The sequence below is a fragment of the Cryobacterium sp. AP27 genome (genome assembly GCF_056680495.1).
This window is the reverse complement of sequence record NZ_CM155285.1, coordinates 994,745-1,019,794: the sequence shown is the minus strand read 5'-3', so window position 1 is coordinate 1,019,794 and position 25,050 is coordinate 994,745. Positions and strand designations below refer to the sequence as shown.

At 62.2% G+C, this 25,050-nt stretch carries 25 protein-coding genes and 5 pseudogenes; 15 read left to right on the top strand and 15 right to left on the bottom strand.

The features are described from left to right. Nucleotides 1-19: 19 nt before the first annotated feature. A pseudogene (locus tag AC1MB9_RS04765) lies at nucleotides 20-178 on the top strand (IS110 family transposase); the annotation flags it as partial. 202 nt (nucleotides 179-380) lie between these two features. Then, nucleotides 381-800 carry a rhodanese-like domain-containing protein gene (locus AC1MB9_RS04760; protein WP_479963889.1) on the top strand — a complete coding sequence of 140 codons (420 nt, stop codon included), beginning with the start codon at nucleotides 381-383 and terminating at the stop codon, nucleotides 798-800. 150 nt (nucleotides 801-950) lie between these two features. Here AC1MB9_RS04760 and AC1MB9_RS04755 read toward each other — a convergent pair. Beyond that, a pseudogene (locus AC1MB9_RS04755) lies at nucleotides 951-1,163 on the bottom strand (transposase); the annotation flags it as partial. Between the two features lie 234 nt (nucleotides 1,164-1,397). On the opposite strand from AC1MB9_RS04755, the gene AC1MB9_RS04750 reads away from it, so the two are divergent. Both AC1MB9_RS04750 and AC1MB9_RS04745 read left to right on the top strand, forming a co-directional pair. Beyond that, nucleotides 1,398-1,616, top strand: a complete 219-nt coding sequence (locus tag AC1MB9_RS04750) for a hypothetical protein (RefSeq protein ID WP_479963888.1) — start codon at nucleotides 1,398-1,400, stop codon at nucleotides 1,614-1,616. Between the two features lie 357 nt (nucleotides 1,617-1,973). Continuing rightward, the gene (locus AC1MB9_RS04745; protein WP_479963887.1) at nucleotides 1,974-2,099 is read left to right on the top strand and encodes a hypothetical protein; all 126 of its coding nucleotides are present in this window, start codon (nucleotides 1,974-1,976) and stop codon (nucleotides 2,097-2,099) included. A gap of 15 nt (nucleotides 2,100-2,114) precedes the next feature. Here AC1MB9_RS04745 and AC1MB9_RS04740 read toward each other — a convergent pair whose 3' ends face one another. Together AC1MB9_RS04740 and AC1MB9_RS04735 are read right to left on the bottom strand one after the other, a co-directional pair. Further along, entirely contained in the window at nucleotides 2,115-3,563 is a 1,449-nt protein-coding gene (locus AC1MB9_RS04740; RefSeq protein WP_479963886.1) for a threonine/serine exporter family protein, read from the bottom strand. A 519-nt stretch (nucleotides 3,564-4,082) separates the two neighbouring features. Continuing rightward, on the bottom strand, nucleotides 4,083-5,030 hold the full coding sequence (locus AC1MB9_RS04735) for a cytochrome c oxidase assembly protein (RefSeq protein ID WP_479963885.1): 948 nt from the start codon (nucleotides 5,028-5,030) through the stop codon (nucleotides 4,083-4,085). A 1,203-nt stretch (nucleotides 5,031-6,233) separates the two neighbouring features. Between AC1MB9_RS04735 and AC1MB9_RS04730 the strand changes: the two genes are divergently transcribed. Then, the gene (locus tag AC1MB9_RS04730) at nucleotides 6,234-7,025 is read left to right on the top strand and encodes a hypothetical protein (RefSeq protein WP_479963884.1); all 792 of its coding nucleotides are present in this window, start codon (nucleotides 6,234-6,236) and stop codon (nucleotides 7,023-7,025) included. A gap of 127 nt (nucleotides 7,026-7,152) precedes the next feature. Further along, on the top strand, nucleotides 7,153-7,992 hold the full coding sequence (locus tag AC1MB9_RS04725) for a hypothetical protein (RefSeq protein ID WP_479963883.1): 840 nt from the start codon (nucleotides 7,153-7,155) through the stop codon (nucleotides 7,990-7,992). Nucleotides 7,993-8,639: 647 nt separating this feature from the next. On the opposite strand, the gene AC1MB9_RS04720 is transcribed toward AC1MB9_RS04725, so the two are convergent. Then, nucleotides 8,640-8,792 (bottom strand): hypothetical protein, encoded by a 153-nt coding sequence (locus tag AC1MB9_RS04720; protein ID WP_479964680.1) that lies wholly within the window; start codon nucleotides 8,790-8,792, stop codon nucleotides 8,640-8,642. On the opposite strand from AC1MB9_RS04720, the pseudogene AC1MB9_RS04715 reads away from it, so the two are divergent. Then, nucleotides 8,773-8,881 (top strand): annotated as a pseudogene (locus tag AC1MB9_RS04715) (transposase); the annotation flags it as partial. The gene AC1MB9_RS04720 and the pseudogene AC1MB9_RS04715 sit on opposite strands and share 20 nt — an antisense overlap. Nucleotides 8,882-9,433: 552 nt before the next feature. Here the strand turns inward: AC1MB9_RS04715 and AC1MB9_RS04710 are convergent. From AC1MB9_RS04710 to AC1MB9_RS04700, 3 genes are read right to left on the bottom strand one after another with little or no spacing between them, the layout of a single operon-like run. Then, a complete protein-coding gene (locus AC1MB9_RS04710; protein ID WP_479963882.1) occupies nucleotides 9,434-9,598 on the bottom strand; it encodes a hypothetical protein in 165 nt (54 codons plus the stop codon). A 51-nt stretch (nucleotides 9,599-9,649) separates the two neighbouring features. Then, on the bottom strand, nucleotides 9,650-9,814 hold the full coding sequence (locus AC1MB9_RS04705; RefSeq protein WP_479963881.1) for a CsbD family protein: 165 nt from the start codon (nucleotides 9,812-9,814) through the stop codon (nucleotides 9,650-9,652). A gap of 19 nt (nucleotides 9,815-9,833) precedes the next feature. Next, a complete protein-coding gene (locus AC1MB9_RS04700) occupies nucleotides 9,834-10,292 on the bottom strand; it encodes a glutamate-cysteine ligase family protein (RefSeq protein ID WP_479963880.1) in 459 nt (152 codons plus the stop codon). A 183-nt stretch (nucleotides 10,293-10,475) separates the two neighbouring features. Here AC1MB9_RS04700 and AC1MB9_RS04695 point away from each other — a divergent pair, with 183 nt between their 5' ends. Both AC1MB9_RS04695 and AC1MB9_RS04690 read left to right on the top strand, forming a co-directional pair. After that, nucleotides 10,476-10,676 (top strand): hypothetical protein, encoded by a 201-nt coding sequence (locus tag AC1MB9_RS04695; RefSeq protein ID WP_479963879.1) that lies wholly within the window; start codon nucleotides 10,476-10,478, stop codon nucleotides 10,674-10,676. A 35-nt stretch (nucleotides 10,677-10,711) separates the two neighbouring features. Next, complete coding sequence (locus AC1MB9_RS04690) at nucleotides 10,712-11,140, top strand: hypothetical protein (protein ID WP_479963878.1); 429 nt, start codon at nucleotides 10,712-10,714, stop codon at nucleotides 11,138-11,140. Between the two features lie 481 nt (nucleotides 11,141-11,621). Here AC1MB9_RS04690 and AC1MB9_RS04685 read toward each other — a convergent pair whose 3' ends face one another. The 4 genes from AC1MB9_RS04685 to AC1MB9_RS04670 form a co-directional block, all read right to left on the bottom strand. Continuing rightward, nucleotides 11,622-12,278, bottom strand: a complete 657-nt coding sequence (locus AC1MB9_RS04685) for a histidine phosphatase family protein (protein ID WP_479963877.1) — start codon at nucleotides 12,276-12,278, stop codon at nucleotides 11,622-11,624. A gap of 477 nt (nucleotides 12,279-12,755) precedes the next feature. Next, complete coding sequence (locus AC1MB9_RS04680) at nucleotides 12,756-13,367, bottom strand: hypothetical protein (protein ID WP_479963876.1); 612 nt, start codon at nucleotides 13,365-13,367, stop codon at nucleotides 12,756-12,758. After that, nucleotides 13,340-13,915: a helix-turn-helix domain-containing protein gene (locus AC1MB9_RS04675; RefSeq protein WP_479963875.1), complete on the bottom strand. Its 576-nt coding sequence runs from the start codon at nucleotides 13,913-13,915 to the stop codon at nucleotides 13,340-13,342. Before AC1MB9_RS04675 ends, AC1MB9_RS04680 begins: the two co-directional genes overlap by 28 nt. Nucleotides 13,916-14,127: 212 nt before the next feature. Further along, the gene (locus AC1MB9_RS04670) at nucleotides 14,128-14,511 is read right to left on the bottom strand and encodes a hypothetical protein (protein ID WP_479963874.1); all 384 of its coding nucleotides are present in this window, start codon (nucleotides 14,509-14,511) and stop codon (nucleotides 14,128-14,130) included. A 171-nt stretch (nucleotides 14,512-14,682) separates the two neighbouring features. On the opposite strand from AC1MB9_RS04670, the gene AC1MB9_RS04665 reads away from it, so the two are divergent. From AC1MB9_RS04665 to AC1MB9_RS04655, 3 genes and pseudogenes are all read left to right on the top strand, one after another. Then, nucleotides 14,683-14,964 carry a hypothetical protein gene (locus AC1MB9_RS04665; protein WP_479963873.1) on the top strand — a complete coding sequence of 94 codons (282 nt, stop codon included), beginning with the start codon at nucleotides 14,683-14,685 and terminating at the stop codon, nucleotides 14,962-14,964. A gap of 25 nt (nucleotides 14,965-14,989) precedes the next feature. Next, a complete protein-coding gene (locus AC1MB9_RS04660) occupies nucleotides 14,990-16,891 on the top strand; it encodes an ABC transporter ATP-binding protein (protein ID WP_479963872.1) in 1,902 nt (633 codons plus the stop codon). A 491-nt stretch (nucleotides 16,892-17,382) separates the two neighbouring features. Then, nucleotides 17,383-17,538, top strand: a pseudogene (locus tag AC1MB9_RS04655) (IS110 family transposase); the annotation flags it as partial. 12 nt (nucleotides 17,539-17,550) lie between these two features. On the opposite strand, the pseudogene AC1MB9_RS04650 reads toward AC1MB9_RS04655, so the two are convergent. The 4 genes and pseudogenes from AC1MB9_RS04650 to AC1MB9_RS04635 form a co-directional block, all read right to left on the bottom strand. Next, a pseudogene (locus tag AC1MB9_RS04650) lies at nucleotides 17,551-18,036 on the bottom strand (leucine zipper domain-containing protein); the annotation flags it as partial. Nucleotides 18,037-18,543: 507 nt separating this feature from the next. Beyond that, entirely contained in the window at nucleotides 18,544-19,821 is a 1,278-nt protein-coding gene (locus AC1MB9_RS04645) for a TRAP transporter large permease (protein WP_479963871.1), read from the bottom strand. Between the two features lies 1 nt (nucleotide 19,822). Continuing rightward, a complete protein-coding gene (locus AC1MB9_RS04640) occupies nucleotides 19,823-20,359 on the bottom strand; it encodes a TRAP transporter small permease (protein ID WP_479963870.1) in 537 nt (178 codons plus the stop codon). Nucleotides 20,360-20,442: 83 nt separating this feature from the next. Then, nucleotides 20,443-21,468 (bottom strand): TRAP transporter substrate-binding protein, encoded by a 1,026-nt coding sequence (locus AC1MB9_RS04635; protein WP_479963869.1) that lies wholly within the window; start codon nucleotides 21,466-21,468, stop codon nucleotides 20,443-20,445. Between the two features lie 325 nt (nucleotides 21,469-21,793). Between AC1MB9_RS04635 and AC1MB9_RS04630 the strand changes: the two genes are divergently transcribed. From AC1MB9_RS04630 to kce, 3 genes are all read left to right on the top strand, one after another. After that, the gene (locus AC1MB9_RS04630) at nucleotides 21,794-22,840 is read left to right on the top strand and encodes a LacI family DNA-binding transcriptional regulator (RefSeq protein WP_479963868.1); all 1,047 of its coding nucleotides are present in this window, start codon (nucleotides 21,794-21,796) and stop codon (nucleotides 22,838-22,840) included. A 104-nt stretch (nucleotides 22,841-22,944) separates the two neighbouring features. Continuing rightward, nucleotides 22,945-23,709: an SDR family oxidoreductase gene (locus AC1MB9_RS04625; protein WP_479963867.1), complete on the top strand. Its 765-nt coding sequence runs from the start codon at nucleotides 22,945-22,947 to the stop codon at nucleotides 23,707-23,709. 39 nt (nucleotides 23,710-23,748) lie between these two features. Next, on the top strand, nucleotides 23,749-24,681 hold the full coding sequence (gene kce, locus AC1MB9_RS04620; protein ID WP_479963866.1) for a 3,5-dioxohexanoate:acetyl-CoA acetone transferase: 933 nt from the start codon (nucleotides 23,749-23,751) through the stop codon (nucleotides 24,679-24,681). Nucleotides 24,682-25,050 lie beyond the last annotated feature (369 nt).

The window sequence follows — 25,050 nt, the reverse complement described above, 5'->3', positions numbered from 1 at the left end:
TCGACCAAGTCGCTCTCGCTTGCGCGATCCCGTCTCACGGGCCTACTACGACCGGAAGATCGCCCAAGGCAAGCGCCACAACCAAGCCCTCATCGCCCTCGCCCGACGGCGCTGCGATGTCCTGTTCGCGATGCTCCGGGACGGCGCCTGTATCAACGAACATCAGCTTGCCGCGTGACAAGGAGATAGGCCCCCCAGCTTCAACCTTGCTGTGCGGAAGTTCTTGCGAGTTGATTTGCGCGCTAGCCGAGACATGGACAAGGCGCTAATATGCGTCGCAAGACAACCCGTTTGAACGCGTGGACGATGGAAGGGCGACTGGCTAGATTACCCGTGGCCTCCGAGGCTGCTGCCTGATTGACTCTCGCCTTGGCGGCCCAATGACTATTGATCAGATCCAACCGTTGGCAGCAATTGATGCGTTCCTCCATGCCGCACGGCAGGGCATTGATCGCGTGCAGCCGGCAGGCTTGGCGGCTGAGATTGCAGCAGGTGCTCTAATCGTGGACATACGCCCAGTTGAGCAGCGGGAGCGTGACGGGGACATGCCGGGCGCGCTCGTCATCGACAGAAATGTGCTCGAGTGGCGACTGGATTCCACCTGCCCCCATCACATCCCCGAGATGACAAACGCCGGCCGGCGCGTAGTCATCATCTGCAATCAGGGCTACAGTTCGACTCTGGCTGCGGCCACCCTACGTCAGCTCGGCCTGCGGAGGGCAACGGATCTTGTCGGCGGATACCAAGCGTGGCTTCGCTATGCGAAACATGGCTCCGAAGGACCAGCTGACACGGAATAGCGCTCAGCAGGGTCACGTCCCGCTGAGTGGTGGAGTTTCTCGACACCGTGCAGGTCAGTTGTTTTAGTTTAGGCGGCAGCGAGTTCTGGGAGGATCACCGCCTCGTCGATGACCTCGACGGGGTTGTTAACTGTGGTCAGCTCGAGCATCGATCCCATCCACCCCGGTCAAACGGCGATGTCGTTTCGGCACGATCACCGGAGTGAACGTGCCGTCCCGGTCACGAGGCACCTGAATGGTCACCGGCCCCGTCGTGGGACTGATCACCGTTTTGGACGTCGTCCCGTTGCGCACGTTGGAGTCGTCGCGCTCGTCCGGGGCACGGTTCTTCTCATGGCCGAGGTGATCGGTCATTTCCTCGTCATCACGGCGCCCTTCCCGCCAGACCCACGTCCAGCGCATCAGGCCGGAAACACCGTTTAAGAGACAGCCCCTGGTCGGCTCCAGGTCGAAGCAGTCCGGGAAGGTGGCGCCATGGTTCCACTTTCAAACCGAGCGGGGCAACAGCGTGCTCCCAGTGGCTTTGCCCCGGTTGGTAGACCCGGGCTTATCCGATGCTCAACGCACTATGAGTTGGTCGAGGGTAGGTTGGGAGACGTGACTAGCCGTACCGGGCGTATCGCCCTGATCACCGTCGGCGGGATTACTCTGCTCCTTGGTGGAGTGTTTGCCGGGCAGGGCCTGAATCTGATCCCGGGAAGTTTCATGACAGGTAGCCGCATGTGGCTTTACATCGGGCTAATCATCGCCATCGTCGGCATCATCCTAATTGTGCTCGGCCTACGCCGACCAGGGCGCGGCCGCACGAGCAGCTGAGACTCCGGCTGTCGCGAGCCTAGATGGCGCTCCGACGTACCGCCACCCGGGAAGCCTCCTATGAAAACGGGCATTCCAACACCACCCATAGCGCCGATGCCCGCGGACACGGTCGGTCCGGCCGTGACGATCGACCCGGTGTGGGCAGTCGACACGGTTTGGAGAGTGTAGGCCACGGGCGCCACCAGAGCGCAGGTGAGGGCAACCGCGACGGTCATCCGCGCAGGCGCTCGTTGCGAGCATCTCGACTGCGGCCGTCATCCGGGCCCAGACTGCCGTGCGTTTCGTCCAGATGAGGCTCGCCCCGATCGCCACCGTCCGGTGCCGCCGCCGACAAGCCGCGTCGATCGGGGCCGGGTGCATCTATCCCATCTGCGGCGACATGCGCACCATGCCCGGTCTCTCGTCCGCCCCGGCAGCGGCATCGACATCGACCACGACCACGACCACGACCACGATGGCGAGATCGTCGCGCTGTCCTGAGAAGTGGATGCGAAGCTAGCGCGCCCCGCGCGTGCGCCGCCCAGCGAGCAGGGCCTGCCGATCCAGGCCGAAGATCCGGCGGGCCGCGAAGCCCCCAATTGTTGTTCCCGCCGCGAGCCCGATACCCGTCGCCAGCGCGACCACCATGGCGGGAAGCTCCTCGGTCACCGCGTACTCGGAATCCATAAAACCGTAGAGCGAGCGGTAGACGGCGAGGCCGGGGATCAACGCGATTATGCCCGCCATGGTCATCGCACCTTCGGGCACCTTGAGCCAGCGGTAGGTGAGGTACCCGATGACGCCCGCAGCGACCCCGGCGAGACCCGGCGCCAGCCCCGGCTGCGGAGCAAGGGGCAGAACCACTGAGTACACGGCGTAGACCAGACCGGCTACGGTCGCCATGAGCGGCACCAGCCGAAGTCGCACATACGAGGTGAGCGCGAATCCAACCCCGATGAGCGCGGATCCGGCCACACCGGGCATCAGGCTGATCTGGTCGCCGAGGGAGGTTTCGACCGTTACCGGTATGCCCATCCGAAGGGCCTCGCCCAGAACGATCGAAATCCCCACTGCGAGACCGAGGGTAAGCATGAGGACTTCCATACCGCGTGCTGTCGCCGTGACGTAGTACCCGTCGATCGCGTCCCGCGCCGATGCGGTCAGGCCGACACCCGAGAGCAGCGTGATGATTCCCGCGATGACGATGACTGTCGGATAGTTCGCACCGGGCAATTCAATGCCCACCGAGCTCAACCAGAAGATGAATACCGCGATGCTCGTCGTCGCCATGGCGGCGGCCATCTGCGCGAAGAACCCGGGAACGGACCATTTTCCCAGCTTGCGCGTGATGACGTCGGAGAGGACGGCGGATGCGGCCGCGACGAGCACCAGAGCGATGCCCACGTCGAACAGCACGACAACGCCGCTCGCCAGAACGCCCTTGCCCGCAGTCACGACCCAGCGACGGTACGGGTGCGGGCTGGTCAGAATCGAGGTGAGCCGCTCTCGCGCGTCTTCCACATCGACCGGACGATCTTGGCCGGCGATCTCATCGATGAGCAGGTACACATTCTGCAGCCGGGTGTAGTCGGTGGTGCGCACCTTCACAATGCGCATCACCGACATCGGGTCTTCGTTCATCCCGCGATGGACCGAGACCGTGATCGACGTGAAGGTGATGTCCACGTGCATGGCACTGATGCCGTACGCATCACTGATTCGCAATACGGTGGCCACGACGTCGGCCGCTGACGCGCCGGTGGCCAGCATCGCCTCCCCGGCGCGCAGACACAGGTCGATGACCAGTCGGGCGTGCCGCTGCGGCAGCTGATCGTCACCGCCGACAACGGAAATGATCTGGGTCGGGGTGTCTGTCCCGCGGATCGCCCCGCCGGCCAGCTCGATGAGAGACCGGCGCACCCGTCGTCGTAGAACAACTTGTCGGTCGTTGATGTCATCAGTCACAGCCCTAGGCTACGGGCACGCGCGCCTGCGATCTCACCTTTCCTGCTTCCGGCGACCAGCCGCAAGTCACATAGAAGAGATTGCCCTCTGCTCCGTAGCTTTCAGGCGCGAATCCGCCTGCCACCATGTCGCTGGTGGTGAGGGCGAGCCAGGACCAGCGAGGTGTGCCCGACGCCGCGATCTGCCGCAGGGTGTGTCCCAAGCAACCTCCACGGCTCAGAAGACCCAGGATGCCTTTGGCCCAATTTCGTTGTCGGTCGACAAGAGAAGAGCGATGCGCGGCATGCTGCTGGAGTTGATGGAACGCCGTTAAGGCGAAACGTCGACCGTCGTCTGCACCCAGTATCAGCAGAAGGACTGGCACCTACGACATGCGGGAACACACGGGTCTTGCCAGCGTAGTCCGTGACGGGGAGCGCCCGTGGTGCTGAGCCACATCATCACTCGTGCTCTCTCGCACGATCGGTGGTGCTGAAGCGCACGATCGAGTGGTGCTCAAAGCCTCAAGTACTCATGCTCCTAGCGGAGTCGGCTGAGATAGGCGTTGTAGGCATCCAATTCAACGTCGCCGTCCCGGTCCGTGCGTTTGTCGGCGGCCCGGGTGCGCACGCCTTCATCGTGTTGCCAACGCATCAGCAGCATGATCAGAATGATCAGCGAAGGAGACTCCCCATAGGACCAGGCCAACGCGCCAGCGGTTCGCTGATCAAGGATCGCATCGACACCCCAGCTCGGCGGCGGGGAGGCGAAGAACGTCACGACGGGTGACGTCGCGAGCATCACGATCACACCGAAGATTACGTGGAGCGGCATTTTGATGAATACCTCCAGCACCTGTCCGCCGTAGGGTAATTTCTGGGGAAGTGGATCGGTGGAGAACAGCGGAATCGCGAACAACAGACCTGCTGCCAGGAAATATAATTCGAGCCCAACGTGGCCAGTCCACGTCCGCAATAGGAGGCTGGCGACTTCTGTGAAATAGAGGCCATAGAGCGTCGTGAGGAACAGGGCAATCGTGAACGCCGGGTGGATCGCCATCATGCTCAGGGGAGAACGAAGCCCCATGAATGCTGCGCGCAGAATTACGAGGCCGACGCCGCGATGCGGCGTCGCCTTCAACAGCAAGGTGCCGGGTGACCCGCACACCAGCAGTGGCGGAACGATCATCATGAGAGTGAGCTGTTGGAACATGAAGACCGAGAAGAGCTCATACCCATAGCCCTCAATTCCGGCTCCCATTATGACGACGAGTACCAGACACCCCGTCAGAAAAGAAATGCTGCGGATGACGGACCATCGGATTCGGCGGCGCCAGAGGGTCACGGCGCCGAGGAGGTAGGTCGCCGCCAAGACGAGGGCCAGGATCGGAATGAGCGGAATTGGTTGCAGGTTGGGCGCAAAGAATTCCGCGATGCTTGGCGGCAGCGTCGGAATCCACACGGGTCCGTCGACGGCCGCATCTTTCATGCTCTGACGACCTTTCGGGAGTGTGTGCGTGACCAGTCCAAGCCCACGACAACAGCCACAGCACTCGTTCCCACGGGACCCACGGTACCAACGATTCAGCGCCCGCTCGGCGGCCTCCGCGGTGGCGCCGCTCTGCAACTGACGGGCCTGGCCGTCCCAGTCCCGGTAGCGAGTCCTCGCTTCGAAGCAGCCGGACGGCATCAGCCGGGTGGTGATCTCGCCGAAGGTGCCGATCGCCAGCCGTGGCCGGGACATTCAGCTCACCGCCGAGAGAGCGGGAGTGAGCCCCGGCCACACAGATACCCACAGACCAGACATCGAGCGCTATGAGGCTCGCCCCTAGGAAACCATGGTTTCCACCATCTGAACCGTGAGGCACGCGGACTCACCCCATCCGCTATTCATCGAGTCGATATAGAGCAACGGCCCCACCGACTCGCGCAAAACCCCGTGCATGAACAGGAACGCAGCCGCAAAAAGTCCGAGGGCGCTCAAGCTTCGGCGAGTGATACTACTGGTGCCTGACGCAAGCGCATCTGAGATGGCAAAACTTGCCACAATGCAAGCGAGTGCCATTATGAATACTGCGACCGCCGCCAAAGCGTAAAACTGCGGATACTGACGCAGATAATCGACTCACTGCGGGGTTGTCGGTGTCATCGAAACCGAGAACCGGCCCCATCAGCTCGAGTGTGAACATCGCGATGCCGGCGGGCCCGGCGGCGATAACCGCTATACCCCCTGCACGCAATGCTGCCCGGCTGGTCTTCCCGGCCGCCGTTTTCTCCGGTGCGGGACCCCTGTTGTGCCCGCTGGTTGCACGCATGGTGCGCTCCTTGGGCTAGCTCCGCGACGCGGGCCAGGATGCGAGCCGGTCACTGTCTCGCGAGGCACTGAATGGTACGCGCAAGAACGGTCGCGCAGAATGGACATGCTGTGGATGCGGCGAGTTTTCGTCCCGTCCAACCCGAGAATTGCTCATCGGCCTATCGGAGGAGGTTGAGCATGCGCTACTGTAGCGGCCACTCAGCAAAGAGCCTCGCGATGGGATGGGCGTTCATTAATGCTGCGATTCCGTACGGTCCTCTGGCCCTTGTTGTCGGGATATCAATTGTCATCGTTGTCATCGCAGTGGTTAACCACAACCGCAACCCCAATTAGCTCGCCGACAGCCGAGCGTCGATCACTGAGGATCGCCCAGACATGAGCACGACTACCGAAACAGACCCAAGTAAGTCCGTTCGCGGGATCGTCGCGACAGGAATGGCGACCGTCCTCGCGACAGTGATCTGCGGATGGCTCAAACTCGATGCGACGTTGACGGCCTCTATCGTCGCAACTGCTACAGGAGCTGCCGGCCTCCTAGCGCTGCGCATCGGCAATAGCCACCGCAGCAAGGAACAACAAGTCGCGGCTGCCGCCAGCGGGCTCATCCCCCGTCCCCTCGCGCTCGTGGTCGCTGTCACTGCCTCCGGGTTCTTGCTTGCCGAGAGCGCGATCTCCACTGTATTTGGGGGTGTCGTAGGACTAGCCAGCGATTCAACGGAATCATTCTGGGTCGTCATGTCATTCGTCTCCCTGTACGTCGTGGCCCCGCTCACACTCGTTGCTACATTCTTCATTGCTAAACGGGCTTCCCATTACATCGTCAGCCGCGCGCCTCTCTGGCTTGCGGTAGCCACCGCCGTCTTTGTCGTCCTTCGAATTATCCTTATCGCCGTTACGGCTGGCAGCGGCGCGTTCGGGCTTAGCTCGGTTGACCGGACCGCCTTGATAGTCGGCGAGTTGCTGCTCGCCGTCGTCATCTATGGGATCGCCGTTTTGGGCTGGTGGTCATCAACACGAGGGCACTTGGAGTTCGTTGCCGCCCGGTTGTTCCGGCTCCTCTCCGATGGCGACAAGGACGCCGCGCTCGCTCTGCTTCACGGGGCAGCTACCGCCTCACTCCCCTCCACCGGCGATACGGTTGGCGAGCGGACCGGCCCGACGACGTAGCCGTCACATACGTCGAGATCCGACAGTATTGCCGCCCAGCAGCTGGCATGACCCACGATGTACCAAGGGCTCGAACCTTTCGCCTCCTGGCGAACGGGAGTAACATGCATGCGCCTGAGGATGTCAGGTGCGCACGACGGCCGCTGGAGGTCAGATGATCCGCGCGATACTTGCCGCGATCGTAACCGCAGCGCTGATCAGTTCAGGAGCGACAGCTGCTCAGGCATCCAACGTCGACCCCGGTTGCTACACGAACGCGCCATACCGTATAGATGATCGATCTGACGGCGACGACGTCGTCATCTGCGAATATACCCGCTCGGAAGGGTGGATCGCGCGCAACGAGAGCGACACCATCTGGGCGGTGACCTCACCCGTGACGCGCATTTTCGACGTTTATGAGAATGAGGTGAGGTCTCAGCTCTTCCACAGATCCGCGAGAAGCTGGTACCGGTACATATTCCTCGCTCCTGGTGACGAGGTGGTCATTCCCGCGGATGCCAGCGGTGTGCATCTCTCGATCCAACCTGACCTCGCACTGGCATGGATCATGTTCGATCAGCTCGCCGACGAGGTCGAAGAGCAGAGCACAGAACTTATCGGCGACGTGGTCGGCGGAAAAAGTGCTCGTCGTGCCGCGCTCTGGAAATGCAGTCTCGCAATGTACAACGCGGCACGCCAACTCGACGATTCAGCGATCTGGCAGGCCGATCCCGAAAAACTGTGGAAGTCCGCGCAAAGAACCGTCAAGGACGGAAGCGAATGCGCGACGGCTTGGGGCAAGGCAAGAAAGGTCACAGCGGAAATTCCGTTCCCGAAGTACCGAGCCGTAGTGCTTGAGGTGACACAGGACGCCGACCTTACTGCAAAGGCGGTCGCGCGACTATCCGTAGCTCAAGGCACACTCGACGATCTCGGGTGGAAGCTAGTCTGCTCGTTGCCGAAGATCCGCGGAATCGGATGCTGACGCGTCACCGCCACACGTAGAGTCATTCCAGACTGCGTTGTACGGCGCCGCTGCGTTGTGCCCGGTGATGTGGCCTGGCTTCCAAGCCGGCCCTCCACCTCGACGCGCTTTTGAGCCGACGAGTCGACGGCCTGATCGTGGTGGGCCCGCGCACGGATGCACGGCCATCGCTCGGACGCCACTTGCCGGTACCCGTCGTGTACGCCTACGCACCCTCAACTGACGAGCACGACCTCTCCCTCGTACCCGACAACGTCCAAGGCGGTGCAGATTCCGTGGACTTTCTCGTATCGCGCGGTCGGCGACACATCGCCCACGTCACATCGAAACGACCCGGCGGTCGTCCAAAATGGTGGGACCAGTTTGTGCTCGAGCCTGTCGAGCGGGGCTAACGAAAGCACCTAACAGGCCCAAGTGTTTTACTCCGGAATCATCGCAAGCGTCGATCCCGAGATCACCATCGACTTGTCGTTCGCAGGGTCGATGCCCTTAGAGGCCGCTCACAAGTGTCGCCCATCGCGTTGTTCGACGATGGCGGCGACATCTTCGGTGACGATGCCCTGGTGTGAAAAGGCCCCGCCGCAGGATTCTGGCGGGGCCTTCGTCAGGATAGCGCCGTGGTGGTCGTCACTCGTGATGGGGTGTCATCAGCTGTTCTCGGTGGTCGCCGATTGCGCCGCGGCCAGGCAGACGATTGCCTTGTCGGCGGCGTAGGTCGCGATCAGTGCCGCGACTGCGAGGTTGTTCACCGATCGCGGGTGGCCGCGCGAAGCGAGGTGAATGTCCGTGCTGACCGACATCAAAAACCGTGGCGTCACCGAGACGTTCTTCCTGGTCTGTGACGGGCTGAAGGGGCTTGCCTGACGTTGTGGGGAACGTGTGGCCGTTGACCCTGCGATGGTCAGCGGTCGCGAACTGGTCACCCGGTTTTAGCTTGGCGGGGTTGACCACGGCGTCATCACTCGCCTTCGCTAGGCTTTCTTTCGGCGACGATTTCGGCAACTGCTGGCAGGTCTGCCTGTTCCATGTTTTCGATGTGAGTCAGGGACGGGTACGGACCTACTTCGGTTTCGCCCTCTACTGACATATCTCCAACCGGACTATCCACGGCCGGCACGGCTGGCTTCGCAGACTGAGACGCCCCGCTTTCACCAGATGGTGTCGATACCTCTTCACTCATGGTGGACCTCCGCACGTCGATTCGCGAACGTTTCGCTACTGGTGAGAATAGGCCTGGGGTCCGCACGCGTCCAGTAGAGGAATCCGCGGTTGCCCCGGCGGGTGCGGGCATTGCGCACTGGAACGGTGGTCCAAGGCTACTCTGCTTCGGGCACGACAGAAACGCGAATTTCAGCTGCGTCATATCGAGCATTGCCCAAGCAGCAACAACAGGAACCAAGACCAGTCTTGCATCGCGGTTTCGGCTGGGTTCACGCGTCCGTTACGCGCCTCGGCGACCAGACATCGAACGCACCAGGAACGCAATCACCGCAAACGCCAGGAGGATGACACCAACCCACAATAAGAAATTCAGCGACTGCACAAAACCGCCAGTCAGCAGGAGCACGACCGCGATGATGGCCACGACGATAAGCAGCATGTTCATGGTGTTTCCTTTCCAATGTTCCCCGAACATACAGTTTGCCGGGCACGTTCGCTATTTCTTGAACACGTCTTTCACATGTTCGCCGGCCTGCTTGAGACTCGCCTTGGCCTGATCGGTTTTGCCTTCAGACTCGAGCGACTTGTCCCCCGCGATCTTGCCTGCGCTCTCCTTGAGCCCCGGCCTTTTCAGCCGCGCTCCTGATCTTGTCGGCCTCACTCATTGTTTCCACCTCACGTCAGTCGAAGATAGTGAGGCTGCCGGCTGATCGGATCTTCAGCATTCCGGACGAGCGTCTCTCCGATGACGATACTCTCGCGCCAGGGCCGCAAAAATGAGCTGGACACCGGCACCGCTTTCGTGACTCACCCCGTGCTGATCTTGCGGCCGTCTCCACCAGCGCATGGACCAGCCCGGCGATGAGGACGGCATTCTCGGCGTGCGGGCAGACATCGCTCACAGGGACCTCTACAGTGACGTATTTCCGGGACAGCCGGCCGTCAAAGTAGACCATCCCTTCGTCCAGCAGAACGCCGGACGCGATATACCCGGCGATCAAGGCGTGGTGACCGGCAGCCGAGCCGAACGGCTCAACCGGCCCAGCTGTCGGCCACTGACCCCAAGCCTGCGTCCGGTAGCTGGCGCACCCAGTGTCATCGCCGTTCCAGAACGGCGAATTCGCGCTCAGGGCTGCCATAGCAGTTCATCCTCGACCCGGAACGTAGGCATGCCGTCATTGTGGACCAGCGACAACCGTTCTGTGCGAGCGCCCCGCGCCCGTACTTCGCCCGGGAATCGAAGGATTACCACCCAGCGCTACTATGGGAAGCACACCTGCATTGGCAGATGAGCGACGAGACGCGGAATTGGCAGGCACAAAATGAGCAGGCGCGGAATGGGCAGTCGCGGAATAGGTCTGATCGGAATCGTCTATCTGGTCATCGGGGTAGTGGTCGCTGCCACCCACGGCTATCTAGTGACATGGAACGTCCCCGGCAACATTCTGGAAGGCTTGGCGGCGATTGTGCTCTGGCCTCTCGTTGCCCTCTTCGGGGTCGATCTCCACACCCTGATCGCATAGGGACCCGAAAGTCCACGCGTCTGACGGGCCTCTCCGTGTCCTTCGACACCGCCATCAACCGGCGCAACGCTCAGGCGTTCGAATACGGAACCAAGGAATGGGATGGATTCCACACCCATGCCCGCAACTCCATCGAATCGTTGAACAGCCAAATCAAGAGCAACGGCCCCGAAGACATCGAATCCGCCAGCAGACGCCGCGGCCGAGGATTCGGCGCCGCTCAGATCATCGTGAGCATCCTGCTGACGAATTTCAACCTGCGCAAAATCGCCGCTTTCATCAGCGAGAAGATCAAAGAAGACGCCAAGAAGCAGGTCAACGGGCAGCCCGTGGTCCCACCAATCCGCCACCGCGACCGCGAATTCAACCCCTACAGCGACACCTACCCGGCCGGCGTGATGCGACCGGACAAGGCCAAACACACCATGTCCGACGAGACCGGCGGACCACCGCTCAGGACCTAACCGTCCGACTTAGGACCCCGTTACCGCCCGAGAGTGCAAAATTCCCAGCATTCGAGACAATCCGACGCGCGTAAAAACACCCGAAACAGCCTGAGCTACGTAGCTGCAGAAGAATTCGCGGCCATGAACAGCCACAAGATCGACTTAAACCAGAAATCGCTCCTGAGAAGCCTCAGGAGCGATTTCTTTTTGTTTCGACCGGCCCGTTTCGTGAAGAGTTTCATAAACGACCCTTTGTCGGGCTGACAGCATTTGAACCTGCGACCCCCTGAAGGCTCAAGCCTTAACTTGAACTTCACTGAATATCGCGGAAAACTCGCGGATTTCCTTATGTTTACAGGCAACCGGGCGGTTCACTGGCTGCAATGGTACTCGGTCAATTGGGGTCGAATCGAGATGAATGTGATGAGCAAATGATGACCATGTGAACCGTCGCGGTCGGCACCGCGATCCCAAGTCCTTGAGCACCTTGGGTCGCGACTTAGGACTCTGAGGGCACCAAAGGCAGTTCGGCTCCGTAGTTCCACGACAAGATGGCCGGCTGCTCTCGGTAATAGCTCAGCACGGAGACTGATCCAGCATCCAGAGTGATTTGAGCACCGAATCGAGGGGCCATTCTCAGGTACACGGCGGTCAGAATGCGCAGGAAATGGCCGTGCGCAACCAGGGCGACATCTCCCTCCTCCATGGCAGGCAGCACCCGCGTGAGCACCCTCGACGCGCGGGCGGCGACCCCCTCGACCGTCGCACCGGGCGTGTCACCACGAATCACGCCGTGGGTGAATGCGCTCCAGTTGTAGCCGAGTTCGCTGCGGATGTCCCGCGTCGTACGCCCCTCGTACCCGCCGTAGTCCCACTCAACGAGAAACGGATCGACCTCAGCTTGAAGGCCAGCGAGCTCAGCGGTGCGTCGCGCACGCTGCAGCGGCGACGTCAGAACGAGCGAGAAATCGTAACCGGCCACTAACCTGCCCGCGCCGCGGGCAAGTCCCTCTCCCCGGGCAGTGAGCGGAACATCCGTGAGCCCAGTGTGCTTGCCGTCCTTCGACCACTCCGTCTCCCCGTGGCGCAAGAGAATCAGCTTCCCTGGCGGGTTATCCGGAGCGGCGTGGCTGGGCAGCGGCTCGTTCGTGAACATACGGCAACAGTAGTATCACACCCCGGTTTCGATGGAGGTTCTTGATTGCTGGAATGGCCGGCGATCCCCTGCGGGCGTTCGAAGTGGGTGGGGGAACGGGCACCCCAGCAATCACGCGGCTACGGCCGTTCATGGTGAGCGCAGACGGCTCGGAAAGCGAAGAGATGCTCGCCCTCAGGAACCCCGGATGCCGCTCGCGACATGGACGTACTCCGCTCCCACGCGGGTGTGAGTTATAGCACTGCCCGTCGCGGCCGGTCCAGAAGTCTACGAGGTCGCGCCGTTGCGCGGCAACGAACCAGCTCATGAGGGTGGTTTCGACTTCGCTGCCGGGCCACGCCGTGTTCATGTGAACATCTCCCGCGTCCACGGCGATCGTTCTGGTTAGGCGTTCGCCGGGTCGGATGACGAGTGTCGGCTCGACGGCTTCGGCGATAAGTCGATTCGTTGGCCTCACGGGGGGCACGGCAAGACGACTCAGATGTTTATCGGGCCGGGCGACGGCGGTGCCGGCGTCGGTTCGCCGTTGAGGATGGCTTTCACGATCTTTTCCGCACGTAGAACTAGGGCATCACCGGGGTAAAACTCCTCGTAGAGTTCCTCCGCGTCCTCGAGTGTGCGCACCTGACAGAGAGCGAGCAGAAGCCGGATGTCGCGAGTGTCGCGTCCGGGGCGGTTCGCGCGAAGCTTCATTGCAAGCATCCCCTGTTTGGATGCCACTTGAATAACGATGCCGTCCTCATCGTAAATTGTCTCCCACTCGACGACGCGGCCGAGGGTCGGGACGGCGTCGGCCTTCGCGACCTCGAAGTTTAGCCACTTCGCGTCCCACCCATGCTTCAGTGCGACTCGTTCGGCGGCGGCAGCGACGGCATCGTCCGAGCCGGGGCGGACGTGGAGGACATCCAGGTCCTGCGTGGTCCCCCGATCGAAGTAGCGCAGGGCGAGCGCCGCACCGCCCACGAGACGGATGCCGGCCACCTCACCCGAAGTACGAAGCTCGGCGACGAGATCACGGAGGCCGATGATGATCGCGTTGCGGTCCAGCGCGGTGCCGGACATCAGACGCTCGCGAAGGTATCTGCCCATGCAAGAACGCCGCGTTCGGCAAACTCGTTCGGCACGTCATCACGTTCGGGCGCGGGGTCGGCCGGGTCGACCCTGAACACGACAGGTTCGGTCAGTGCGCGATCGGGGTCGTTGACCCATCCAGGCAGCGGGATGTTCTCTTGATTGAGCCGCCATGCCACGAGAGCCGCGATAGCGGCATCCCACATATGATCGCCGGTGGGTTCCGGCTCCGTCAGCCCAAGGATTCCTCGAACGAGTCCGTGTTCGGCGGTGAGATTATCGTTCAACTGAAGCAAAGCCCGGAGCGCGCGGTCTGTATCCTTCGCTCGAAGATACTCTCTGATCGCCTCTGCGGAGCTGGCAGCGTCATCACGACGCGTGGGAGCGGCATACAGGCGGTGTCCGGCGCCGGCGAGCAGCCGATCGACCGTACTGTAGGCAGCATCCCGTCCACGCTCATGATGGGAGACGCTGGCCTGGTCAATGCCGGTTAGCTCTGCGAGTCTCGCCTGAGTGAGGTGTTTGCTCCGGCGAGCGGCGCGGACGGGAGTAGATGAAGCTGCCACAATCGCCTCCTCTTTATTTCCAATATGACGTGTGCATCATATTCTAGCGCACACTCGATGCAACCCGTGCCTGAGGGTCTGGCCTGCACCGGCAGGATCGGCCTGCAGGGACAACATCGACCTGGATTGACTGTGGACACACTTGCCCTCGCCTCGACGATCGGATCGCGAATCCGTCGGGGGCGCCTGGCACGTGAGTGGACACTGGATGTTCATGGAAGTAAGCCGTCCAGAACCGTTCGCCGGATTCTCTCGACCGCGTCGGCCGCGTCGGGCCCCCCAGTCCGTTGTACGTCCCACGCCACGAGAACCGGGTCGGCCGTGCAGCCGGACACCGCCGACGTCCACGCCCGGGCGGTCGACCAGATCGTGGGGTCGGCCGGAACCACGTATTCGAGGGTGGCGTTGTCCGGCGTGGTCTCGGAGAAGCCGAGCCGGGCCAGATCCAGGCCTGTCCGTGCGTAGACAACCGCACGGCGGGCCACCCGCCACGGGGCAAGCAGATCAGCGGCCGGGTCCCCCGACACGAGGACGTCCAGCTCGGCGGCAGCGTCCCGAACCGTCTGCGCCTGACGCACGATGGCGTCCAGGCTCAACCAGAAACTGGAAATGCCCTGCGGCCCCGGATACTCCGCCAGGAATCGGCCCCACAAGGTCTCGTGCCGCAGCGCGCGCCAGCCGCACTACAGGTTATAGAGTCGCACGCAACACATCGGATGCTCTGCTGAAAGCTGCAGCACCTCTCTCTCCTCGCCGCACTGCACGGCATGCATTGGGTCAGTCTCGGGCTGCTCCCCGACTGGAACACCACCACGTCCACCGACCACGACGACAACCGTCTTGGCTTCTACCTCGGAGCGGGCGCACAGTCGTGGAATGACCGCGGCCCCGACGCGGTCCATGACGCTGACCGACGAACCGCGCGTCACCTCGGCAGCCGGGTCGCAGATACCGCCCACACGCTCGTTGCCGGCCGAGCCATTTCCTCAAACACCCTCGGCTCGCCGCCGCTGAGGAGAACCCCGAGGTCAAGTCGCCATCTAAACTGATTGTTTGCCCACGGAAGGAACCTCAATGAGCATGGAAGGCGCGGCCTGGAGCTCGCTCTACAAGATCTCTACCGCCAGGGACGGCAAGCACGGCTTCTCCCGTGAGTCCGTTCGGCGGATCATGACGTTCGCGGTGCCCTACCGGTCCAAGCTGCTGATCTTCATCACCCTCTCCACCGTGGGAGCTTTCCTCGCGGTCGCGACGCCGGTACTCGCCGGCCAGGTGGTCGACGTCATCGTCGCCCAGGGCGCGGCCACCACGATCGTGTGGCTCGCCGTCGTCATCGCCCTCGTGGCCGTGGCCGACGCCGCCGTGTCACTCGTGACGCGCTGGTACTCGGCGCGGATCGGCGAAGGCGTGATCCTCGACCTCCGCACCGCCGTCTTCAACCACGTGCAGAAGATGCCGATCGCGTTCTTCACCCGCACACGAACGGGCGCCCTCGTGAGCCGTCTCAACAACGATGTGATCGGCGCTCAGCAAGCCTTCAGCGGCACGCTGTCCGGCGTGGTCACGAACGTCGTGGCGCTGATCCTCACCCTGATCGTCATGCTCAGCACGTCCTGGCTCGTGACGGTTCTCGCCGTGATCATGCTCCCCATCTTCCTGGTACCCGCCCGCCGCATGGGCAGTCGCCTCGCTGCGCTGCGCCGCGAGGCCGCCGATCACAATTCCGCCATGAGCACGCAGATGACCGAGCGCTTCTCGGCGCCCGGCGCCACCCTCGTCAAGCTGTTCGGCCGGCCCGACGAGGAGGCCGAGGAGTTCCGCGTCCGCGCCGCCCGCGTCCGCGACATCGGGGTCCGCACCGCGATGCTGCAGTTCGTCTTCTTCACCGCACTGATGCTCGTCTCCGCTCTCGCCCTCGCGCTCGTGTACGGGCTCGGCGGCTTCCTCGCACTGGCCGGCCAGCTGAACACCGGTGACGTGGTCACCCTGGCGCTCCTCCTCACCCGCCTCTACGCGCCGCTCACCGGCCTCGCAAACGCACGGGTGGAGATCATGAGCGCGGTGGTCAGCTTCGAGCGCGTCTTCGAGGTGCTCGACCTCGAACCGCTCATCCAGGAGAAGCCCGACGCCGTCGCCGTCCCCGAAGGCCCAGTGGCCGTCGAGTTCGACGACGTCCGCTTCGCCTACCCGTCCGCGGACAAAGTCTCCCTCGCCTCTCTCGAGGAAGTTTCCACGCTAGACACCCGCGGTGGCGAGGAGGTGCTGCACGGCGTGTCCTTCAGGATCGAGCCGGGACAGACCGTTGCCCTCGTTGGTACGTCCGGTGCCGGCAAGTCCACAATTGCGCAGCTCCTCTCGCGCCTGTACGACGTCGACAGCGGCGCCGTGCGCCTCGCAGGCACGGATGTCCGCGATGTCACTTTCGCCTCCATGCGGCACACCCTGGGCATGGTGACGCAGGACGGCCACCTGTTCCACGAGACCATCCTCTCCAATCTGCGCCTCGCGAGGCCGGAGGCGACCGACGACGAGGTGTGGGACGCCGTCCGCCGTGCAAGGCTCGAGCCGCTCATCCGGTCCCTGCCGGACCAGCTGGACACCATGGTGGGAGAGCGTGGCTACCGGCTGTCCGGGGGTGAGCGCCAGCGGATGACCATCGCCAGGCTCCTGCTCGCCCAGCCGCGCGTCGTCATCCTCGACGAGGCGACGGCGGCGCTGGACTCGACGTCTGAGGCCGCCGTGCAGGCGGCGCTCAGCGAGGCGCTCAAGGGACGGACGGCGATGGTGATCGCACACCGCCTCTCCACCATCCGCAGCGCGGACCTGATCCTCGTGGTTGAGGACGGCTCGATCGTGGAGCGCGGTACGCACGAGGAACTTCTGGCTGTGGGTGGGCGGTACGAGGAATTGCACCGGACCCAGTTCGCCGTGCAGAAGAATGTTGCGGCGGATGAGGAAGCGCTGAGCGGGATCTAGTCACTGAGCTCGGTGCCCCCGCCCCGAGCGTCTCGGAAAGTCGTCTCATCACGTTTCGTGTCTCACCGCTCTCCATGGGGTTTTTCGAAGCGGAACAGGATGGAGACGTCCAACGCCCCATTGGGTCGTACCCGAGCCATGCACTGGCTTCATGTGAACCAACGACCGACTGAAGGCTCAAGCCTTAACTTGATCTTCAGAGCTCCGGGTCGTTCATGATCGTGACGCCGAGCTGCACCGTCTGCTGCTGCCCCGTTACCTGTTCGTATCTTCGGATGGTGTGAATATCTGAGGGAGTTGGCCTGTCGGGTCCGGCATGATTGTTGCCCCCAGTCGTTGATAATCCTGGGGGTGTTGTCACCGGGCTCGATTGGCGTCGGGTGATCGCTGATAGGGGCTCGACTCGGCTGGCAGCCGAGGTCGTTCGTAACGTGGATGCCGCGACTTGACGCCGTAGACCAGGCCACGAAACCAAGTGGATGGGAGCAACCATGATCGACAACTATGACAGCGTCGACGTGTTCGTCGGTGTCGACGTGGGCGAAGGCGAGCACCACGCCGTCGCCCTGAATCGAGCCGGCAAGGTCCTCTTCGACAAGGCGTTACCGAACGACGAAGCCAAGATGCGGGCGGTGCTGCAGAAGCTGAAATAGTTCGGCGCGCCATCCGCCACCGTCCGGGATTCGGCCGAGTTTCTTCACATCAACATGCACCAGTTCACCCGGCCGCTTGCGTTCGTAGCGTTCCGCGGTGGCGCGGGAGGAACGGATCACCGCGCCGGTAACCGGGTCTAACCACGACAGCGGCGGGAGGTCGTAGCGGTCGAGGATCCGAGACACCGTCCGGGCCGGCACCCCGGTCGTCGCCGCGATCCGCAGCGGGCCATGGCGCCCCAGCAGACGAGCAACGACGACCGCGGCTTCGCTGCGCGGACTTGTCCTCCGCGGGCAACTTCGGGGCCGGGACGATCGGTTCAGGAGACCGGCGCTGCCCTCTGCGCGGTGCCGGTTGATCCACCGGTGAGCGCACTGGCGGGAAATTCCGAGTTCCTTGGCAACGTGCGAGACCGGGCGACCGTCAGTGATCACGCGTTCGATCAACAACGCCCTCCCATGACGGGTCAATCTGGGATTAGCGTGGGGCATGAGAACCTCCGTTTTCGTGGCGACTTTGACATCACCACTGAAACCGGAGGTTCTCCCATTTTCGACCCCGAACTGTCACCAACGTCATGGCTGGGTACACCTAGCGGCGGGTAGCTATCGCCGTCTCACGGCTGCCCGAAAGGATCGTGGTGCTCATTGTAGCCCGAGACAGTAGGACGGACGCGACCAATCTTGCCGTCTCGGATTGGTCGCTCGGGCTGGGGTTGGAACTGTTGTCGCAGGAATTCGAGGAAGTAGGCGCGCAGTGCGACCGCGGGCTGTTGATTTTCCAGCCAACCACACACCGCAGCAGGATTCTCGCGGGGCGGGAAGCGCCTATGAGAGTCACGGCAGTCCTGCCAGGCGCAAAGGCCCACAGAGGCCTCCTACGGACACTCCCCCGCGGACTCCGGGCTGCGCGGTCCGCCTCCCAGGCCAAGAGACGCGAGGTCGTGAATCCGAGCTCCGCCGTTAACTCGGCAGCGGAGTTCCCTTCGCGCCGAAGATCTAGAGACTGAGAACGGTGGGCAACCACGTTGAGATCGCGGGGATCAGGCTTAAGACGAGCACGTCGATGAAGAGAATGAGCACGAAGGGCAGGATGGCCCTGGAGACGGTCTCGATTTTGAGGTTGGCGATCTGGGCAGCGACGAACAGGTTGATTCCAACCGGTGGCGTTATCAATCCGATGGCGAGGTTGACCACCATGATGATGCCGAAGTGCACGGGGTCAATACCCAGACTCATGGCTACCGGGAGCAGAATCGGCACCAGAATCAGAATGGCGGCTGCCGCCTCGATGAACATGCCCGTGATCAGTAGTAGAACGTTGACAATGACAATGAACGCGAACACGTTCAGGTTCATTCTCTCGAACAGGTCAGCGATGTCGGACGGAATCCCGAGCCTGTTGATGAGGAAGCCAAACAGGCCGGCGGTGCCGATGACGATCATGACGATGGCGGTCGTGATCGACGCCTTCGTGAAGATCCCCGCGAGGTCCGTGATCTTGATCTTGCGGTAGACCACCATGCCCACGAAGAGGGAGTAGACCACTGCCACGACCGCGGCCTCGGTGGGGGTGAAGACGCCGCCGTAAATGCCGCCAAGAACCATCACGGGCATCAAGAGCGCGAGCAATGCCCCGCGGAACGACCGGAACAGCTCTCGCATGTCTCGGCGGCCCACGCCCTTGTACCCGCGAATCTTGGAGACGACATAGGCCGCGACCAGAAGCGATGTGGCCACGAAGATGCCAGGGAATATTCCGGCGAGGAACATGTCGCCCACGGAGACTTGAGCCGAGATTGCGTACAGAATGAGCGGGATGCTGGGCGGGATGATGATGCCCAGCGCTCCCGACGCCGCCTGATTGGCTGTGGCGAACCGCACGTTGTAACCCCGGGCCACCATAGCGGGGATCATGATCGATCCGATGGCTGCCGTTGTCGCCGCTCCGGAACCGGAGATCGCGGCGAAGAACATCGAGGTGATTACCACGACCATGGCCAGGCCACCCGTGAGGTGACCAACGAGGGCGCTTCCGAGCCCGATGAGCTTTTCCGACAGCCCCCCGGACTGCATAAGAAACCCGGCGAGGATGAAAAAGGGGATCGCCATCAACGGAAACGAGTTGAGGGAGTTGAAAATCTGTTGTGGCACAACTTCGGGCCCGAAAGAGCCGCTGATGCCGGCCGTGGCCGCCGTTGCGAGGCCCAGGGCCACCGCGATAGGCACTCCCACCGCGAAACACACCGCAACCAAGCCAAAGAGCAATCCGCCCATTTCAGCTCACCTCCCCGTCGAGATTTTCGTTGTCGAGCCGGTTGACGTTGGGAAGTCCCCAGGAGTTGTCCTCAATCATCACGACGAGGGTGTTCAGGAACATCAACACCCCGCCGGCGCAGAGGGCGAGCATGGGCCACCGCATCGACAGGCCAGTGGCCGGCGCGGTTTGGTAGGCCACGGTCGCCGCGATATCCCAGCCGAACACGATCAGGATGACGTAGAACGAAAGCGACAGTACGTGGCTGCCGAGTCGAACCACCTTCTTGGTTGTGCCCTTGAGGAGATCGGGCACCAATTCCACGGCCAGCAGGGTGCCTTTGCGAACCGCGTAGGCGGCCCCGAGAAGGGTTAACCAGATCATGAGGAACCGGGAAACCTCCTCTGAGAATGTGAGGGAGTTACCCACCACGAACCGGGCGAATACCTGCCACCCGATCAGCACCGTCATGGCAGCCATCATCAGCGCCAAGGACCACCCCACGACCCGGTTCACACCGTCCATAAGCCGTACGTACCACTGCAATGTTGATTTCAACGCACACCTTCTGAACGTTTCACCCGGTACCGCTCGGTATCGGCGCGGAACTAGTACTGCGTTAGTGCCGGAGGCACCGACGCCTAGTAGTCAAAGTTACGAATGGAGTCGATCAGGTCTTCACCGATCTCCGGTGCCCACTTTTCATAAACTGGCTCCACGGCCGCGCGGAACGGCGCCAAATCGGGTTCGGTCACCTGCATGCCCTCGTCTATAAGCAACTGCGTCATCGCTGCTTCCTGTGACTGGCTGGCCTCACGTTGAATGGGCAGGGCGTATGCCGATGCTTCCATGATCGCGCTCTGGTCGTCGGCGGAGAACGAATCAAAGAGCACTCTGCTCATCATGATCGGGGCCGGTGAGTAAACATGCTGGGTGAGCGAGAGGTAGTCCTGAACCTCGTAGAACTTCACATCCACGATCGTGGCGATCGGGTTTTCTTGGCTGTCCATCACTCCCTGCTGCAGGGCGGTGTAGACCTCGGGCCAGGCCATCGGGGTGGCGTTGGCGCCCAGCGCACGCCAAGTGTCCACCTGCACTTCACTCTCCTGAGTGCGATGTTTAATGCCGGCGAGGTCGGCCGGGGTTTCGATAGGACGCACACTATTAGTCTCGTTTCGGAAGCCGTTCTCGGTCCACGCCAGCACCTTCACGTTGGCGGCTTCTTCGAACTGGGTGGCGAGGTCCTGACCGATTTCGCTGTCGAGTACCGCGTAGGCGTGCTCAGCGCTTTCGAACAGGTACGGGAGGTCGAAAACGAAGAAGTCCGGCACGAATCCACCCATCGGCCCCGTGGAAGACACGCCCATGTCGATGGAGTCGATGGACATGCCCTCTATGACTTCGCGTTCACCGCCGAGAGTGTTGTTGTAGAAGAACTTCACGTCAATGCGGCCGTCGGTCAGTTCGCTGAGCTTGTCCTTGAACGCTTGGGCGCCGATGTCCTGGTGCGAACCTTCACCCAGGGGCAAGCTCATATCGATGGACCCGGTGTAGGCCTCACCCGTTGCAGCCCCGGTTGCCGCGTTCGCTCCGCTGCACGAGGTGAGCAAAAGCGCACCCCCGACCGCAGCGGCCGCCAGTACTGTTTTGAATTTCCTCGTGTGCATCAACTGTGTTCCCTCCATTGGGTGATTGAGCCGGCCACATGCGCTCTCAAGACGCGAAGCATTCAGAGTGAGCGAGGTTTGCTGCAGAGGCAGATTCGGGCGTAGCGCCGAGCCATGTTGGCCGCGTCACTTCTCTGTGCCGACAAATCACAAGCTACGAGACCGAATGACGTTAAGCAACATTAAGCTTCCACATCATGACTCAGACGATATCGGGGACATCATGTCCTGGGCGAAGACTTACGGTTGCTTAAGATTTTCAGCACCCGTAAGGTCAGGAATTAGTTGCGGGAGCGTGGCTGCGACTCGACGAAGAGGTGACGGAATGCAGGACGAGAACACGGTTGGCAGCCGCCATGGGCGGCGAGAAACGACCTCGGCCGCCAGCGTCGCCCAGGCGGCCGGCGTTTCTGCGGCGGCGGTGTCCTACGTCATGAACGGTAAAACCGGAGTCTCCCCCGAGACCCGGGCGCACATTCTGAGCGTTGCCACGCAACTCGGATACGGGCGCGACCTCAGCAAGATCGCGAACTTTCAGCGCACGCGGGTCATCGGGCTGGTCTTTCCCAACATCACCAATCCGATGTTTCCGCGATGGGGTGAGGGCGTGATCGCCGCTGCCGCGGCCGCCGAGTACGAGGTCTACCTGGCCAACACCCAGGACGATCCCGAGGTGCTTGGCAAGGTGACTTCGTCTCTGGCCAGCCATAAGGTCGACGGCGTGATCATGGCGGCGGCTCTGCGCAAAGATGCCACGGCGCTGCGCACCCTCCGCACTTCCCAGATACCTTTCGTCTACCTCTCCCGACGGTCAACCTTTGTTGACGGTGATTTTGTGGGAATCGACGACCACGCCGCGGCCGGCCAAATGATGTCGCATGTGCTCTCGCACGGGTACACCGACATCGCCACGGTCGTCGGCCCGCGATTCTCCACGGCTTCCCTCGGCCGGGAAAGAGGGTTCGTGCAGGCGGCGGCCGACGCGGGCGTGGAGATCAGCGGGCAGCGCAAGATCAGCACGCACCTCAACAGCGACGGGGGCAGGCGCGCCGCAGCGAGGCTGCTCACGAGCGACAATCCGCCCCGAGCCATCGTGTGCGGCAGCGACGAGATCGCGATCGGGGCGATGGAGTACGCCGTCGATCACGGCATCCGAGTTCCCGAAGATGTGGCCGTGACCGGATTTGATGGGCTGCCGCACAGTCTGTCGGGACTCATAGGCATGACCACCATCGTGCAGCCGCAGATGGAGATGGCCACCGAGGCATTCGCCATGCTGCAGAAACGCATTGAGACTACGTCGAAGACCTATCAGGCCTTGCTGTGCGCGCATCGCTTGCACTTGGGACGAAGCTGCGGCTGCCCCGCCTAGCGGGTACCCCGTGTCCATTGGCCCTAGCTCTGACCGCGCGACGTCGCGCGTGTGCTGCTCACCCGTTTTTCCGCACCAAATCACCCAATTCAAAGGAGAGATGAATGGATTTTTCGACGAAGCGAGTCTTGGTTACGGCCGGGGCCAACGGAATAGGCCACGCCATTGCGACCAAATTCAAGGAGTTTGGAGCCGAAGTGTTCGTGACCGACATCAGCGTGGCGGCCGTAGAGGCCGCCCGTGCCGACGGATTTCACGCGCAGGTATCGGATGTCTCAATTGAGGCCGACGTGAAGGGTCTTATGCGGACCGTGCAGGACCGGCTCGGTGGCCTGGACATTTTGGTCAACAATGCTGGAATCGCGGGACCGACCGGACCAGTGGAGTCTCTAGAGACCGACGACTGGATGAAAACGTTCGATGTGAACATTCACGGTCAATTCCTGTGTGTAAAACACGGCCTACCACTGCTCCGGCGAGGGGAGAACTCGGCAATTGTCAACCTGTCCTCCGCCGCCGGTCGTCTGGGGATGGCTGGCCGCAGCGCCTACTCCGCCTCGAAATGGGCCGTTGTGGGATTCACGAAGACTCTGGCCATCGAGCTCGGGGCCGAGGGGATTCGTGCAAACGCCATCTGCCCCGGTGCGGTCGACGGCCCGCGCATCCGCGAGGTCATGACGGCCAAGGCAGAAATGACCGGCCGCCCAGTTTCCGAAATTGCGGCCGTGTACAACAGCCAGTCGTCGATGCAGCGCATGGTGACCGCGGACGACGTGGCAAACATGGCCGTGTTCGCAGCGAGCGACATGGCCCGAAACGTGAACGGTCAGGTTCTGGCTGTCGACGGAAACACCGAAAAACTCTACTGACCCGCACCCCTCGATCTCAACCACGAAGGTACTCAAGCCATGGCTTCCAAACGCAAAGTAATCATCACCAGCGCCGTCACGGGCGCCATTCACACCCCCTCGATGTCGCCCCACCTGCCGGTGTCCCCCAATGAAATCGCCGACGCGGCCATCGGCGCCGCCGAGGCCGGTGCTGCAATCGTCCACATGCATGCCCGCGACCCGAGTGACGGCCGACCCTCGCAAAAACTGGAGCACTTTGCCCCCATTCTGGAGAGACTCAAAGCGAACACCGACGCTGTGGTGAACATCACCACCGGGGGATCTCCGCACATGACTGTGGAAGAGCGCATGCTGCCCGCCTCGGAATTCAAGCCGGAGCTGGCTTCACTGAATATGGGCTCGATGAACTTCGGCCTGTACCCGATGCTCGACCGGTTTCCTGAATTCGCCCACGAATGGGAGCGGGAGGGCTTGGAAAAGAGCAGGGACCTCGTGTTCAAGAACACCTTCCAGGACATCGAGACGATCATGAACATCGGAAACTCCCAAGGCACCCACTTCGAATTCGAGTGCTACGACATCTCACACCTGAACAACCTGGCGCACTTCTTTGGCCGCGGTCTGGCGAAAGGCCCCCTGTTCGTGCAGTCCGTATTCGGGCTGCTGGGCGGTATCGGCGCGCACCCGGAGGACCTCATGCACATGCGGCGTACTGCTGATCGGCTCTTTGGAGAAGACTATGAATGGTCGATCCTGGGCGCCGGTAAGAACCAAATGTCGCTGGCCACGATCGGCGCCGCCATGGGCTCGAACGTTCGGGTGGGCCTCGAGGACTCGCTCTGGATCGGTCCTGGGCAGTTGGCCACGTCAAACGCCCAGCAGGTGACCCGCATTCGCACAATTCTGGAAGCTCTCAATTTTGAGATCGCAACACCCGACGAGGCCCGAGCCATGCTGCATCTCAAGGGTCGCGACAATGTTGGGTTCTAGAACTGGCGCAAACACCTATCCTGTGGACTCGTGACCGTGCTGCCTGCACCACCCGGATACAGGACCTTGTCGGTGCTGCGCAGCTCCTGCGATTTTGATGCTGTCCACACCGGATGTGCGACGTAGTCGGCATGCCACTGGTGGCGTGGCGGATCAAGCCCGGCACCATATTAATCAAGTCTGCCCGCGGACCCATCGTTCACGAAGCCGCCCGAGTACATACACCGCCGAGAGGTGTCGTTTCGAGCCCTGGTCGGGTCGTCTTCGAGAAGCAATCAAGAATGGAGCAAAGAATGGCCGAATTGCACAACACTGTCCTGCGACTCCAATTTGGTAGCGCCAGGGTGTGGGTCCGCCGCGCGAGGGCTC

Excerpts from the sequence above, each read along its gene's own strand:
- AC1MB9_RS04760 (WP_479963889.1), top strand. The coding sequence starts at position 381 with ATGACTATTGATCAGATCCAACCGTTGGCAGCAATTGATGCGTTCCTC.
- AC1MB9_RS04735 (WP_479963885.1), bottom strand. The coding sequence starts at position 5,030 with ATGAAAGATGCGGCCGTCGACGGACCCGTGTGGATTCCGACGCTGCCG.
- AC1MB9_RS04730 (WP_479963884.1), top strand. The coding sequence starts at position 6,234 with ATGAGCACGACTACCGAAACAGACCCAAGTAAGTCCGTTCGCGGGATC.
- AC1MB9_RS04720 (WP_479964680.1), bottom strand. The coding sequence starts at position 8,792 with ATGTCGGTCAGCACGGACATTCACCTCGCTTCGCGCGGCCACCCGCGA.
- AC1MB9_RS04710 (WP_479963882.1), bottom strand. The coding sequence starts at position 9,598 with ATGAACATGCTGCTTATCGTCGTGGCCATCATCGCGGTCGTGCTCCTG.
- AC1MB9_RS04700 (WP_479963880.1), bottom strand. The coding sequence starts at position 10,292 with ATGGCAGCCCTGAGCGCGAATTCGCCGTTCTGGAACGGCGATGACACT.
- AC1MB9_RS04695 (WP_479963879.1), top strand. The coding sequence starts at position 10,476 with ATGAGCAGGCGCGGAATGGGCAGTCGCGGAATAGGTCTGATCGGAATC.
- AC1MB9_RS04685 (WP_479963877.1), bottom strand. The coding sequence starts at position 12,278 with ATGTTCACGAACGAGCCGCTGCCCAGCCACGCCGCTCCGGATAACCCG.
- AC1MB9_RS04680 (WP_479963876.1), bottom strand. The coding sequence starts at position 13,367 with ATGGGCAGATACCTTCGCGAGCGTCTGATGTCCGGCACCGCGCTGGAC.
- AC1MB9_RS04665 (WP_479963873.1), top strand. The coding sequence starts at position 14,683 with ATGCATTGGGTCAGTCTCGGGCTGCTCCCCGACTGGAACACCACCACG.
- AC1MB9_RS04660 (WP_479963872.1), top strand. The coding sequence starts at position 14,990 with ATGAGCATGGAAGGCGCGGCCTGGAGCTCGCTCTACAAGATCTCTACC.
- AC1MB9_RS04645 (WP_479963871.1), bottom strand. The coding sequence starts at position 19,821 with ATGGGCGGATTGCTCTTTGGCTTGGTTGCGGTGTGTTTCGCGGTGGGA.
- AC1MB9_RS04635 (WP_479963869.1), bottom strand. The coding sequence starts at position 21,468 with ATGCACACGAGGAAATTCAAAACAGTACTGGCGGCCGCTGCGGTCGGG.
- AC1MB9_RS04630 (WP_479963868.1), top strand. The coding sequence starts at position 21,794 with ATGCAGGACGAGAACACGGTTGGCAGCCGCCATGGGCGGCGAGAAACG.
- AC1MB9_RS04625 (WP_479963867.1), top strand. The coding sequence starts at position 22,945 with ATGGATTTTTCGACGAAGCGAGTCTTGGTTACGGCCGGGGCCAACGGA.
- kce (WP_479963866.1), top strand. The coding sequence starts at position 23,749 with ATGGCTTCCAAACGCAAAGTAATCATCACCAGCGCCGTCACGGGCGCC.